This is a genomic window from Pseudomonas sp. GD04015, assembly GCF_029837675.1.
Taxonomy (GTDB): domain Bacteria; phylum Pseudomonadota; class Gammaproteobacteria; order Pseudomonadales; family Pseudomonadaceae; genus Aquipseudomonas; species Aquipseudomonas paralcaligenes.
The window spans coordinates 36,880-49,545 of record NZ_JAOEEE010000008.1 but is presented as its reverse complement, the minus strand read 5'-3'; the positions used below and the strand labels follow the sequence as shown (position 1 = coordinate 49,545).

The 12,666-nt window shown below is 65.3% G+C and carries 11 protein-coding genes; 1 reads left to right on the top strand and 10 read right to left on the bottom strand.

Annotated features, from left to right (window positions below; all coding sequences use genetic code 11):
* Positions 1–4 precede the first annotated feature (4 nt).
* Positions 5–1,315, bottom strand: coding sequence for a trigger factor (gene tig / locus N7640_RS09225; RefSeq protein ID WP_279902273.1), 1,311 nt, complete (start codon positions 1,313–1,315; stop codon positions 5–7).
* Between the two features lie 188 nt (positions 1,316–1,503).
* On the opposite strand from tig, the gene N7640_RS09220 reads away from it, so the two are divergent.
* The gene (locus N7640_RS09220) at positions 1,504–1,884 is read left to right on the top strand and encodes a DUF3597 domain-containing protein (RefSeq protein ID WP_220813436.1); all 381 of its coding nucleotides are present in this window, start codon (positions 1,504–1,506) and stop codon (positions 1,882–1,884) included.
* 102 nt (positions 1,885–1,986) lie between these two features.
* On the opposite strand, the gene N7640_RS09215 is transcribed toward N7640_RS09220, so the two are convergent.
* The 9 genes from N7640_RS09215 to flgD form a co-directional block, all read right to left on the bottom strand.
* Complete coding sequence (locus N7640_RS09215) at positions 1,987–3,666, bottom strand: flagellar hook-associated protein 3 (protein WP_262880143.1); 1,680 nt, start codon at positions 3,664–3,666, stop codon at positions 1,987–1,989.
* A 31-nt stretch (positions 3,667–3,697) separates the two neighbouring features.
* Complete coding sequence (gene flgK / locus N7640_RS09210) at positions 3,698–5,749, bottom strand: flagellar hook-associated protein FlgK (RefSeq protein ID WP_220813437.1); 2,052 nt, start codon at positions 5,747–5,749, stop codon at positions 3,698–3,700.
* A gap of 10 nt (positions 5,750–5,759) precedes the next feature.
* Positions 5,760–6,911 carry a flagellar assembly peptidoglycan hydrolase FlgJ gene (gene flgJ / locus N7640_RS09205; protein ID WP_279902274.1) on the bottom strand — a complete coding sequence of 384 codons (1,152 nt, stop codon included), beginning with the start codon at positions 6,909–6,911 and terminating at the stop codon, positions 5,760–5,762.
* A gap of 11 nt (positions 6,912–6,922) precedes the next feature.
* Entirely contained in the window at positions 6,923–8,023 is a 1,101-nt protein-coding gene (locus N7640_RS09200) for a flagellar basal body P-ring protein FlgI (protein ID WP_279902275.1), read from the bottom strand.
* Positions 8,024–8,037: 14 nt separating this feature from the next.
* On the bottom strand, positions 8,038–8,751 hold the full coding sequence (flgH, locus tag N7640_RS09195; protein WP_279902276.1) for a flagellar basal body L-ring protein FlgH: 714 nt from the start codon (positions 8,749–8,751) through the stop codon (positions 8,038–8,040).
* A 55-nt stretch (positions 8,752–8,806) separates the two neighbouring features.
* The gene (gene flgG, locus N7640_RS09190; RefSeq protein ID WP_220813441.1) at positions 8,807–9,592 is read right to left on the bottom strand and encodes a flagellar basal-body rod protein FlgG; all 786 of its coding nucleotides are present in this window, start codon (positions 9,590–9,592) and stop codon (positions 8,807–8,809) included.
* A 46-nt stretch (positions 9,593–9,638) separates the two neighbouring features.
* A complete protein-coding gene (gene flgF / locus N7640_RS09185) occupies positions 9,639–10,382 on the bottom strand; it encodes a flagellar basal-body rod protein FlgF (RefSeq protein ID WP_279902277.1) in 744 nt (247 codons plus the stop codon).
* Positions 10,383–10,577: 195 nt separating this feature from the next.
* The gene (gene flgE, locus N7640_RS09180) at positions 10,578–11,936 is read right to left on the bottom strand and encodes a flagellar hook protein FlgE (RefSeq protein ID WP_220813443.1); all 1,359 of its coding nucleotides are present in this window, start codon (positions 11,934–11,936) and stop codon (positions 10,578–10,580) included.
* Between the two features lie 45 nt (positions 11,937–11,981).
* On the bottom strand, positions 11,982–12,653 hold the full coding sequence (gene flgD / locus N7640_RS09175) for a flagellar hook assembly protein FlgD (protein WP_220813444.1): 672 nt from the start codon (positions 12,651–12,653) through the stop codon (positions 11,982–11,984).
* Positions 12,654–12,666: the final 13 nt, after the last annotated feature.

Here is a 12,666-nt window from a genome sequence, read left to right as displayed (position 1 = left end):
GGGATCAGGCAGCTTGCGGGGTTTCCGCCGGCTTGACCGCTTCTTCGTAGGAGACCGCTTTATCGGTCACGCTGGCCTTCTGCAGGACAGTATCTACAACTTGTTCTTCCAGTACAACCGAACGCACTTCGTTCAGTTGCTGGTCGTTCTTGTAGTACCAGGCCACGACCTGCTGCGGCTCCTGATAGGCGGAGGCCATTTCCTCGATCAGCTCGCGAACGCGCGCCTCATCGGCCTTCAGTTCGCTCTGCTTGACCACTTCGGCGACGATCAGGCCCAGCACGACGCGGCGCTTGGCCTGCTCTTCGAACAGCTCGGCCGGCAGTTGGTCCGGCTTGATGTTGCCACCGAACTGCTGGACGGCCTGCACGCGCAGACGGTTGACTTCGTTGCCGATCAGGGCCTTCGGCACTTCCACCGGGTTGGCGGCCAGCAGGCCTTCCATCACCTGGTTCTTGACCTTGGTCTTGATAGCCTGGCGCAGTTCGCGCTCCATGTTCTTGCGTACTTCGGCGCGGAAGCCTTCCAGGCCGCCTTCGGAGATGCCGAACAGGGCGAAGAAGTCGTCGTTCAGCTCCGGCAGTTGCGGGGCGGACACGCTGTTGACGGTGATGGTGAACTCGGCAGTCTTGCCGGCCAGGTCCAGATTCTGATAGTCGTCCGGGAAGGTCGGGGTGACCACACGCTCTTCACCCGCCTTGGCGCCGACCAGGCCATCCTCGAAGCCCGGGATCATGCGGCCGGAGCCCAGCACCAGCGAGGTGCCCTTGGCGGTGCCGCCGGCGAAGGCTTCGCCGTCGATCTTGCCGACGAAGTCGATGCTCAGCTGATCGCCGTTCTCGGCGGCACGCTCGACAACCTCGAAACGGGTGTTCTGCTTGCGCAGGATTTCCAGCATGTTGTCGAGGTCAGCATCATTCACCTCGGCCTGCAGGCGCTCGACCGCGATGCCGTCGAAACCGGCCAGCTGGATTTCCGGGAATACTTCGAAGGTGGCGATGTACTCGAGGTCCTTGCCCTTCTCGAAGGTCTTGGGCTCGACGGACGGAGCGCCGGCCGGGTTCAGCTTCTGCTCGACGATGGCTTCGTAGAAGGTGGCCTGGATCAGGTCGCCCAGGGCTTCCTGACGGGCGGAGTCTTCATAGCGCTGGCGGATGACGTTCATCGGCACCTTGCCAGGACGGAAGCCAGGGATCTTGGCACGACGGGCAGTCTGTTGCAGACGCTTGGTCACTTCGGTCTCGATGCGCTCGGCAGGCACGCCGATGGTCATGCGGCGCTCGAGAGCGGAGGTGCTTTCAACAGAAACTTGCATGGATATTCCTCGTTGCACAGACATGGCCGGGCGTTCCGGCCCCAGAATCAAAGGCGAGCATTCTAGTGGCTCGACTTACAGAAGTCACCTGCGCAAATTCGCACAAACGATGACACGCCTGAAACGCCCTGCCAGGCGCCATCATGGTCTATGCTACGGGTCCCGTATCACACACAAGGAACCGTTCCATGAGCCTTTTCGGAAAGATACTCGACGTACTCGGCTTCGGCACCAAGGCGGAAGCCGCCGAGGCGCCTGCTGCGCCCCCTGCCGATTCGGCACCGCAGTCGGCACCGCAAGCAGTGAGTGCGGTGGATGTGACGAGCAAGCTGGAGGACCTAGCCGCCAAGCATCCGGAAAAACTCAACTGGAAGACGTCGATCGTCGACCTGCTCAAGCTGCTCGGCATAGACAGCAGCCTGACCGCGCGCAAGGAACTGGCGACCGAACTGGGCTGCCCCGCGGAGAAGATGGGCGATTCGGCACAGATGAACATCTGGCTGCACAAGACCGTGCTGCAGAAACTGGCCGACAACGGCGGCAACATTCCCCCCGAACTGCTCGACTGAGCCCCGGCACGGGAGAGGCATCGCCCTCTCCCTCCTGCCTCCCCTACCCGCGCAACGCGGGCGCCTGAGCAGCGGAAAAGCCAGGCGAAGCCCGGAAAGACTTCAGCGCAGCTGGTTGAACAGGTTCAGCCCCGCGATCTTCACGTAGCTCTGCTGCGCCGCCTCGAGAATGATGGTCTGGAACGACAGGCGCGACAGCGCTTCGGCGTAGTCCAGCTCGCGCAGGTCGGCCTGCACGGCCTTGTTCACCAGCGTGACGTCCTCGTTGTCGACCTCGGTGGTGTCGATCAGGTTGAGCCGCGCGCCGATCTCCGTCTGCACTTCCAGCACGCTGCCCATACCATTGTCCAGGTTCTTCAGGGCGATCGCCACTTCGTCGCGGATGGCCAGGTTGCCGGCCGGCGAGGTAGGCGAGGACTCCAGCGCCTGGCGCAGACGGGAGATGGTGTTGAGGATGCTGCGCTGTTCCTGGAACTGCGGCTGCACGACGAATTCGTCGCCGCCCGCGGCGCTGGCCGGGCCGGACATGCTGAATTCGGCGCCATAGACCGTGAAGTTCGACGGATACGGGCCCGCCGCCGTGCCGGTGGCCAGCACGGGGCTGTTCGGCCCCATCGGCTGGGCGTAGACCTCGAAATTGGTGTCGTCGGTGAACTTCAGCACCACACCCGAGGTGGGGAACTGGCTGTTGAACACCGTCTGGTTGACCACGCTGCCGCCGGAGATCACCGCAGCCGATGCGTTGGTGGAGGAGCGCGTCACCGCGAACTCGGTGGGTGCGGACTGCAGGGTGAAGCTGTGGGTGCCGATCCCCGGGGTGCCCGGTGTGGCGGTATCGGCCAGCAGGTTGTCCAGGTCCATGGCGTTGTCGCCATCCTTCAGCACCACGTCGAGCTGGAAGCGCATGCCGCGGAAGTTGATGGCGTTGCCACCGCTCACCAGCGGGTCGATCTGCCCACCTCCGGGTATTTCCGAGGTGACGTCGGCGCCCGAGGCATCGTAGATGCGGAATTCCTTGCCGCTGACGAACGTCAGCGAATATGGCTCGCCGCTGCGGAAGTCGGCATTGAACGCCCGATTGTCCTCGACCAGCCCCGGAGACACGAACACCCGCTGGTCGCTGGCAGGCACGGCGGGAATGGTGGTCGCCGGCAAGGGCGGCGTCGGCAGGGCCGGATTGTTGACGCCCCCGGTACCCTGCACCCGGTTGGCGTTGCTCACCTCTTCGAAGAGGCGCTTGCCGTTGTCGTTGATCGCCACATTGGTGGAACTGGCCACCTGCAGGCTGCGCTGCCCTTCGTCACCGAAATAGGAGTAGGTGCCGTCCGGATTACGGACGAACGGCGCATTCTTGCCGAGAAAGCCGCTGAACAGGTACTCGCCACGGGCGTTGCGGCTGTTCATCAGGTTGAGCAGCTCGGCCTCGCGCTGCTCCAGCTCTTTGGCGATGGACTTGCGGTCATCGGCCGACAGCGTACCGCCGCCCGCGCGCACCGCCAGTTCGCGCACGCGCTGCAGGACGGTGTTGACGGAGTCGAGGGTGGTCTCCTCCTGGGTCAGGCTGTTCTTCGCCGCGGTCAGGTTGTCCTTGTACTGGCCGAGCACGGCCTGCTGCTGCTCCAGCTGCAGCAGACGCACCGAGGCCACGGGGTCGTCCGCGGGAGTGAGAATTCGGTTGCCGCTGCTGATCTGCTCCTGGGTGCGGATCAGGTTGGCATAGTTGCGACCCAGGCCGGACACGCCGTTGTTGAATGCCTGGATGGAAGAAATGCGCATTACCATGGTCTGGCCTCCCGGCCCTGGCGAAAGCTCGTCAGAACGAGTTGATCAGCGTATCGAACAGACTACGCGCAACTTGAATGATTTGCGCGGATGCCTGGTAGTACTGTTCGAACTGGATGAGCTTGGCGGCCTCCTCGTCCAGGTTCACCGCCGACACCGAGTCGCGGTTGTCGGTCGCCTGCTTGAGGATCGCCCCGGTGGCCTCGCTGTCGACGCGCGCCTGGCTGGTAAGCGTTCCCACCCGCTCGACCAGGTCGCCATAGGAATCGGTGAAGCTCGCCCCGGTGGTGTCCGGCGCCAGCGGATTGACGCCGATCACGGCCTTGTTCTGCAGGTCGACCAGTTTCAGCGCGTTGCGGTTGTCCGACACCCCGTTGGTGTTGAACGACACCGAGAAATTGTCACCCGCCTCCGGTCGCCCGCTGATGGTCACCTCGTAGTCGAAGGCGCTCGGCACCGGTGGAGGCCCGGCCGAAGCCGGCACGCTGATGGTGATGGCGTTGTTCTGCCCCGGCACGATGGTGCCGGTATCGATCACGTTGCCGTTGATGTCCACCACATCGTAGCTCTGGGTCGAACCACCGCCGGCGCCCATGACGATGCGCAGCGGCGGCGCGTTGCGCAGACTGGTTTCCAGGTCGGCCTGGGCGGCCGGATCGTAGATGTCGATCTCGGTGAGCAGCGTGGGCTGGGTGATCTTCCCGGTCCCGATATTGGCCGGACTGGTCTCTGCCTTCAGCGGCGCGGCGAAGGCCAGCTCCTCCGGGTTCTTCATGTCGGCGCGCATGTGGCTGCCGGCATTGCGGGTCGGCATCACCATGAAGCGATCGCCCGCGGCGAAGGTGCCGGTCGCCACGCCGAGGGAGAAACCGTCCACCTCGGGCGCCGGCACCGTGGTGATGTCGAAGGTGCCCGGGGTCGGCGGGAACAGGGTGCCGTCGGACGTCCGCCGCACCACGTATTCGGTGGCGCTGGTGAACTCCACCTCGTAGTCGCTGGTGGTCAGCCGGGTGGTGTCGGTGATGCTGACGTTGAGATTGGCCAGCGGATCGCTGTTGCCCACTCGCGCCAGGCTGCGCTGGGACAGCAGCAGCGGATCGTTGAGCGGACGGAACAGCTCGTTGCCGAACTGGCCATTGAGGTCCAGCCCCTGCCCCAGCTGGCGGTTGATCTGGTCGGTGATCGACAGCGCCAGACGGCCCACCGAGTTCAGCGACGTATCCAGTACATCCTGGCGGTAGCGGATCAGGCCGCCCATCTCGCCGCCGGTGATCAGCGAGGTGACGTTCTGCCGGGAGTTGCCGCTGATGAACTGGATCTCGCTGCGCAGCGGGTCCGACTGCCCGGGCACCACCTCCAGGCGCGACGCCTTGGCGCCCACCACCAGCGGCTGCCCGGAGCCGATGAAGATGTTGTAGCCGCTGCCCTCCTGCGGTACCACGGTGACGCCGATGAACTCGGAGAGCTTGCGCACCGCCTCGTCGCGGGCGTCCAGCAGGTCATTGGGCTGGTTGCCGTTGGCCTGGGCCACGGCGATGGCGTCGTTGTAGCCGGCGATGGAGGTGGCTAGCTGGTTGACCTGGTCGGTCACCGCCGAGAGCTGCTTGTTGATGAACGCGTTCTGTTCGTAGAGCCGGTCGTAGACGGTGTTGAAGCGCTTGGCCAGGCCTTCCGCCTCGGACAGCGCGAGCTGCCGCGCGGGGATGTTGGCCGGGTCTTCCGCGGCGGTCTGCAGGGCCGCGAAGACCTTCTGCAGGCCCGGGGTGATACCGGTGGTGCTGCCCGCCAGCAGGGAGTCGAGCTGGTTGATCTGGCTCAGGTAGGCGGACACGTCGCTGTTCAGCGCCGTGCTGGAACGCACCTGGGTGGTGAGGAATTCGTTGTAGATGCGCCGCACGTCGACCAGCGTGGTGCCCGAGCCGATGTAGCCGGCGCCGCTGAACTGCGGGACGCGCGTGGCCTGCACCGCGTCCTGCCGGGAGTAGCCCGGGGTGTTGACGTTGGTGATGTTGTGGCCGGTGACCGCCAGCGACGTCTTGTACGCGGCAAGGCCGGACAGGCCGATGTTCAACAGGTCAGCCATGATTCAGCTCTCAGGTCCTTGTGGTCGGGCTGTCGGCGGCGGCCACAGCCTGGTAGGTCTGCATCTGCCGGGCGATCTGCGAGATTTTGCGGGCGTACTGGGGATCGGTGGCGTACCCCGCCTGCTGCAGCTCGCGCACGAAACTCTCGGGCTTGTCAGTGACGGCCAGGGCTTCCTGGTAACGGCCGTTGCCCTGGAGGAAGCTCACGTAGTCGTTGAAGCTCTGCCGGTACGAGTCGTAGGCGCGGAAGGAAGCCGCCTCCTTGACCGCCTCGCCACCCTTGTATTCGGTGGTCAGCACGCGGGCCGACTCACCCTGCCAGCCGCCGTGGGCCTTGATGCCGAACAGGTTGTGACTGCTGGAGCCGTCGGCCTGGCGGATGATGGACTTGCCCCAGCCGGTTTCCAGCGCGGCCTGGGCGACCAGGTAGCGGGCATCGACGCCGATCTTCTGCGCGGCCTCCTCGGCCAGCGGCAGCATGGTCTGGACGAACTCCGCCGCCGAGGCGAAAGCGGACTTGCCCTTGGCCAGCGGCGGCTGGGCCACGCTGCGGCCGCTGACGGCCGCGCTGTCGTTCAGCCCCAGCGGCTTGCCGTCGGCCACCGCGCTGGCCTGGGCCGGCACCCAGTCGCTGCCGGCCAGCGGCTGCGCCTCGGTGGCGGGCACGATGCCGGCCAGCAGGCGATCGGTGAGTTTGCTCGGCAGGCTCAGGCGGCGCTGGTTGAGCAGCGCCGAGTCGTCGCGAGCAGCGCCGCCCTCGCCCGCCGGCTTGAATGCGCCGGCACGGGCAGTGGCGTTGGGCGACTCGACCTGGGCGAAGGGGTTGACCCGCTTGGGACCGCTCTTCATCTGGCTGAGCTGGCGCTCCAGCACCGAGGCCAGGCCGATGCCGCCATTGTTCTTCGACAGGGTCACGGCCAGCTGCTGGTCGTGCATGTCCTGGTAGGTCTTGCTCTCGTTGCTGTTCATGAAGTTGTCTTCGCCGAACACTTCGTTCGCCTTGCGCATGGACTTCATCATTTCGTTGAGGAACAGCGATTCGAACTCCTGGGCGACCTTCTTGATGTTGCCCTCAGTGTCGCCGCCGACCTTGAACTGGTTGAGCCGGTTCAGGTCGGTGTAGGCGCCGTTGTCGAGTCCGGCTGCGAGTCTGGAATCCATGGTCGTCACCCTCAGATCACGATCAGGTCGGCCTGCAGGGCTCCCGCCTGCTTCAGCGCCTCGAGGATGGCCATCAGGTCGGAAGGCGCGGCCCCCACCTGGTTGACCGCACGCACGATCTCGTCCAGAGAGGTGCCGGGACCGAACTTGAACATCGGCTTGGCTTCCTGCTGGGCATCCACGCGCGAGCGCGGCACCACGGCGGTCTGTCCGCCGGCCAGCGCGTTGGGCTGGCTGACGATGGGGTCTTCGGTGATGGTGACGGTCAGGCTGCCGTGGGTCACCGCCGCCGGCTGCACCTTGACGTCCTGGCCGATCACGATGGTGCCGGTGCGCGAGTTGATGATGACCTTGGCCGCCGCCTTGCCGGCCTCGATCTGCATGTTCTCCAGCATCGCCAGGTAATCCACCCGCTGGTTCGGGTCCAGCGGCGCGCTGACGCGGATCGAGCCGCCGTCGAGGGCCTGGGCCACGCCCGGGCCGAGCAGGCCGTTGATCTGGTCGACGATGTTCTTCGCGGTGGTGAAATCCGGACGGTTGAGGTTAAGAGTCAGGCTGTTGCCCTGGTCGAAGCCGCTCGGCACCGGCCGCTCGACGGTGGCGCCGGCGGGAATGCGCCCGGCCGACGGTACGTTGACGGTGATGCGCGAGCCGTCGCCGCCGGTAGCGTCGAAGCCGCCGACCACCAGGTTGCCCTGGGCGATGGCGTAGACGTTGCCATCGATCCCCTTCATCGGCGTCATCAGCAGGCTGCCGCCACGCAGGCTCTTCGAGTTGCCGATCGAGGAGATGGTCACGTCCAGGGTCTGCCCCGGCTTGGCGAACGGAGGCAGCTCGGCATGCACCGACACGGCGGCGACGTTCTTCAGCTGCACGTTGCCGCTGCCGGCCGGCACCTTGATGCCGAACTGGGCCAGCATGTTGTTGAAGGTCTGCAGGGTGAACGGCGTCTGGGTGGTCTGGTCGCCGGTGCCGTTGAGACCCACCACCAGACCGTAGCCGATCAGCTGGTTGGTGCGCACACCCTGGATGCTCGCCAGGTCCTTCAGGCGCTCGGCCTGCACGGCGCTCGCGGCGAGCAGCAGGCAGAAAACGGAAATCAGTCTTTTCATGGTCGGCTACCTGCTCAGAACGGGAACAACGGGCTCATGAAGAACCGGTCGAACCACCCCGGCTGACTGGCATCGGCGAAGGCGCCGGTGCCCGAGTAGGTGATGCGGGCATTGGCCACGCGGGTCGAGGACACGGTGTTGTCGGTGGCGATGTCGTCGGCGCGGATCATCCCGGCGATGCGCACCAGCTCGTCGCCGGTGTTCAGGGTCAGCCACTTCTCGCCGCGCACGGCCAGGATGCCGTTGGGCAGCACCTCGGCGACGGTGACGGTGATCGAGCCGGATAGGCTGTTGCTCTGGTTGGCTCCCGAGTCGCCCTTGGTGGCGCGGGTGCCGCTGTAGCCGACGTCCAGGCTCAGGTCATCGGCCTTGAGCGGGTTGATGCCGGCGTTGGAGTTGCCGACCGAGACGGCGCCGCCGAACAGCGAGGTCAGGCCGAGGTTGGCGCTGCTGTTCTTCGACATGTCCGAGCCCGCCGACTTGCTGGCCTGGGTGCGCTCGCTGAGGGTGATGGTGATGATGTCGCCGACCCGGTAGGCCTTGCGGTCGCCGTACAGGTTGGTCTCGAAGCCGGCCTGGTAGATCGCGCCGTTGCTCTGCGCCGCCGGCAGCGGGGTACGCGGCAGCACCGGCGCGTAATAGGGGTCGTCCGGCTTGGGCGCGGGCGCGACGCAGCCGGTCAGGACCACGCTGCCCAGCAGGGGAAGAAGAATCAGCAGCCGGTTCACAACCACTTACCTCACGGCGTTCATGTTGCGGGTTGCGGCGCCGGGGCGCCCGCTATCAAAGGTTCTGCGTGATGAACGAGAGCATCTGGTCCGAGGTGGAGATCACCTTGGAGTTCATCTCGTAGGCGCGCTGGGTGGTGATCATGTTGACCAGTTCCTCCACCACGCTGACGTTGGAGTTCTCCAGGGTGTTCTGCAGCACGGTGCCCAGGCCGGTCAGGCCCGGCGTGCCGACCTGCGGCGCGCCGCTGGAAGCGGTCTCCAGGAACAGGTTGTTGCCGATCGCCTGCAGGCCCGCCGGGTTGACGAAGTCGGAGGTCTGGATGTTGCCGATCACCTGGGCGGCGGGGTTGCCGGCGGTGGTCACCGACACGGTGCCATCCTCGCCGACGGTGAAGGTCTGTACCTCGGCCGGCAGGACGATGGCCGGCTCCAGCGGGAAGCCGCTGGAGGTGACAATCTGGCCGTCGGAATCCAAGTGGAAACTGCCGTCGCGGGTATAGCCGACGGTGCCGTCCGGCATCAGGATCTGGAAGAAGCCGCGGCCGTTGACCGCCAGGTCCAGCGGCTGCTCGGTGGTCTGCAGGCTGCCGGCGGTGAAGATCTTCTGGGTGCCGACGACGCGCACACCGGTACCCAACTGCAGGCCGGTGGGCAGCTCGCTGTCCTGGCTGGACTGGCCGCCGGGCTGGCGGCGGATCTGGTACAGGAGGTCCTCGAACTCGGCGCGGTCGCGCTTGAAGCCGGTGGTCGAGACGTTGGCCAGGTTGTTGGAGATGGTGGTCAGATTCATGTCCTGGGCGGACAGGCCTGTCTTGGCAACCCAGAGGGCAGGAAGCATATTCGTTCTCCTCGAGCGCCGGATTCATGGCGCTTCGCGTTGGTGATTAGCTGAGTTGCATGACCCGTGCCATGGCCGACGCGCCGTCTTCGGCGGTGCGCATCATCTTCACGTGCAGTTCGAACTGGCGGGACAGCGAGAGCATCGCGGTCATTTCCTCGACGGCGTTGACGTTGCTCGATTCGAGAAAGCCCGAGGTGAGGCGGACATTGGCCTCCGCTGCCACCGGCTCGGTCGCGCCCTTGACCCGGATCAGGCCATCGGTGCCCTTCTCCATGGTCCTGGGGTCCGGGTTGACCAGCTTGATGCGGTCCACCTCCGCCATCACGTTCGGCGCCTCGCCGAGGGCACGGATGCTGATGGTGCCGTCCTGGCCGATCTCGACCTTCTGCTCCGGCGGCACGGCGATCGGCCCGCCATTGCCCAGCACCGGCAAACCGTTGCCGGTGCGCAGCTGGCCCAGGGCGTCGATCTGCAGGCTGGCGGTGCGCACGTAGGCCTCGCCGCCATCGGGTGCCTGCACCGCGATCCAGCCCTGCCCCTCGATGGCCACGTCCATGTCGCGGCCGGTCTCCTGCAGCGAACCGGGGGTGAAGTCGGTGGCCGGGCGCTCGCTCATGGCGTAGACCCGCGCCGGGTAGCTCTCGCCGAACACGGGCATGGAACGCGCCTGCTCGTAGTCGCGATGGAAACCGGTGGTGGAGATGTTGGCCAGGTTGTTCGCATGGGCGCGCTGGGCCATGGTGTTCTGGCTGGCACCGGTCATGGAGATGTACAGCATCTTGTCCATGGTTTGCTCCGCAGGACGGCTTTCCGCCGCCAATGACTCTGTTACCTGCCATTCAGCAAACACCGTGCCAAGCGCTGAAACCATCCTTATCCGGTTGTTTTCTATGGACTTATAAAAAAGAGAGGCTCCCGAAGGAGCCTCTTGAGATGGTTTTCCGGCGAGGGGTTGCCGCCGGCGGCAAGCCCCCTCCCTTCATCAACGCAGATTGATGATGGTCTGGGTGATCGCGCTTTCGGTCTCGATGGTCTTGGCGTTGGCCTGGTAGTTGCGCTGGGCAACGATCAGGTTCACCAGCTGGTCCGACAGCTCGACGTTGGAGTCCTCCAGCGCGCCCGCCTGCAACACACCCAGGGTTCCCGAACCCGGCGGGTTGCGCACCGGCTCGCCCGATTCGAACGACTGCACCCATTGGGTCTTGCCGATCGGGGTCAGGCCCTGGACGTTGGCGAAGTTGGCCAGGATGACCTGTCCCTGCACCTTGGACTGGCCGTTGGTGTAGCGGGCGAAGATCAAGCCGGTGTCATCGACTTCCAGGCCGGCCAGCTCACCGGTGGTGTAGCCGTTCTGGCTCACGCTGCTGACGGCGAAGGAGCTGGCGAACTGGGTGGAGCGGCGCAGGTCGATGGTCAGGAACTCCGGGCTCTGGTTCGCGCCGTTCTCGCTCCATACCGGCGGCGTGGAGTTGTCCGGCGCGGCCGGGGTCCAGTTGTTCATCAGGATCGTGCCGTCCGGGTTGACGGTGAAGTCGGTGGAGGTCGAGCTCAGCAACTGTCCCGCCTCGGTGAAGGTCAGGTTAGCGGTGAACGGCGTGGTGCCGGGACCGTTGTCATAGACCGGGGGCGGCCCGGGGGTGACCAGCACGCTCTCCGGGGCGGACGGGTTGCGCCCGTCGATCAGCACATGCATGGTCCAGCTGTTGAGCGCCGGCGGCGCATCCTTGACGAAGTACTGGGTCAGTACGTGGGCATTGCCCTGGGTGTCGTAGATATTGGTCGAGGTCGACGAGTTGTAGGTGGTCGGGTCGGCCGGGTTGAACGGCGTCGTCGTCGGCGACACGCTGTTGGAGTTCAGGTTGAAGGTCTGCGCCATGGTCGAGGTCGCGCGCGGCTCCTGGCTGGCGGTCTGGATGCGCAGGTTGCCGATGACGCCCGTCTGCAGGTTGTCGTTGGCGTCGACCGTGTAGCCCTGCAGGTTGTAGCCGAAGTTGTCGACGATGAAGCCGTCGCGGTCGGTGCCGAAGTAGCCCGCGCGGGTGTAGCTCAGGGCACCGTTGTTGCTGACCTGGAAGAAGCCGTTGCCGTTGATCGCCAGGTCCAGCGCGTTCTGGGTGTAGTTGATGTTGCCCTGGTTGAACAGCTGGGCAACGTCGCCCAGCAGCACGCCGCTGCCCTGCGGGTTCTTACCGGTACCGAGCATCGACGCCGCGTAGACGTCGGCGAACTCGGCGCGGGACTGCTTGAAGCCCGCGGTGCCGGCGTTGGCGATGTTGTTGCCGGTGACGTTGAGGTCCTTGGTGGCTGCCCGCAGACCGCTGAGACCGATATTGAAAGCCATGGATGTGCTCCTTTGCCGTTACTGCCGGCGCTTACAGCCTGGGGGTTATTGACCGATTGTCTGGACCTGGGACAGCGGCACCGCGCCGATGCCCGCCAAGTTGAGCCTCATTTCGCTGCCGTTCTGACCGAGCACGACGCTGTCGACGTTGGCCGGCAGCAGGGTGTAGAGCCCCTTGGTGCCTTCGGGGTAGGTAGCCTGGGCCTCGAACTTGTAGGTGCCGGGCGGCATGAGATCGCCGTTCGAGTCCTTGCCGTCCCACATGAAGCTCACGTTGCCCGCCGCCTGCTGGCCGAGATTGACGCGGCTCACCGCCTTGCCAGCGCTGTCGTAGACGTTGACGTAGACGTTGCTACTGCTGACCGGCAGGACCAGGCTGGCCTTGAAGGTCTCGCTGGTGTCGACCACCGCCTTGTCGGACGGCACGATCACCTTGCGCCCGACCAGGGACGAGGCCTGCAGGGCCTGCGAGGACTGGTAGCCGGACAGCAGGGAGCCCATGCTGGTATTGAGCTTCTCGATGCCCTCGACCTGGCTGAACTGCGCGAGCTGGGCGATGAACTCGCCGTTCTCCTGCGGCTCCAGCGGGTTCTGGTTGTTCAACTGGGCCACCAGCAGCTCGAGAAATTCATTCTTGCCGAGATCCTTGCTCTGTTTGGTTTCCTGCTTGATCTGGTACTGGTCCAGTACCGAACTGGCGCCGCTTACACTGCTCATCCCTTCAACTCCT

Coding starts and splice junctions, on each gene's coding strand:
- N7640_RS09200 (WP_279902275.1), bottom strand. CDS start 8,023: ATGAAAAGACTGATTTCCGTTTTCTGCCTGCTGCTCGCCGCGAGCGCC.
- flgD (WP_220813444.1), bottom strand. CDS start 12,653: ATGAGCAGTGTAAGCGGCGCCAGTTCGGTACTGGACCAGTACCAGATC.
- flgJ (WP_279902274.1), bottom strand. CDS start 6,911: ATGGATTCCAGACTCGCAGCCGGACTCGACAACGGCGCCTACACCGAC.
- flgE (WP_220813443.1), bottom strand. CDS start 11,936: ATGGCTTTCAATATCGGTCTCAGCGGTCTGCGGGCAGCCACCAAGGAC.
- flgK (WP_220813437.1), bottom strand. CDS start 5,749: ATGGCTGACCTGTTGAACATCGGCCTGTCCGGCCTTGCCGCGTACAAG.
- tig (WP_279902273.1), bottom strand. CDS start 1,315: ATGCAAGTTTCTGTTGAAAGCACCTCCGCTCTCGAGCGCCGCATGACC.
- N7640_RS09220 (WP_220813436.1), top strand. CDS start 1,504: ATGAGCCTTTTCGGAAAGATACTCGACGTACTCGGCTTCGGCACCAAG.
- N7640_RS09215 (WP_262880143.1), bottom strand. CDS start 3,666: ATGGTAATGCGCATTTCTTCCATCCAGGCATTCAACAACGGCGTGTCC.
- flgG (WP_220813441.1), bottom strand. CDS start 9,592: ATGCTTCCTGCCCTCTGGGTTGCCAAGACAGGCCTGTCCGCCCAGGAC.
- flgF (WP_279902277.1), bottom strand. CDS start 10,382: ATGGACAAGATGCTGTACATCTCCATGACCGGTGCCAGCCAGAACACC.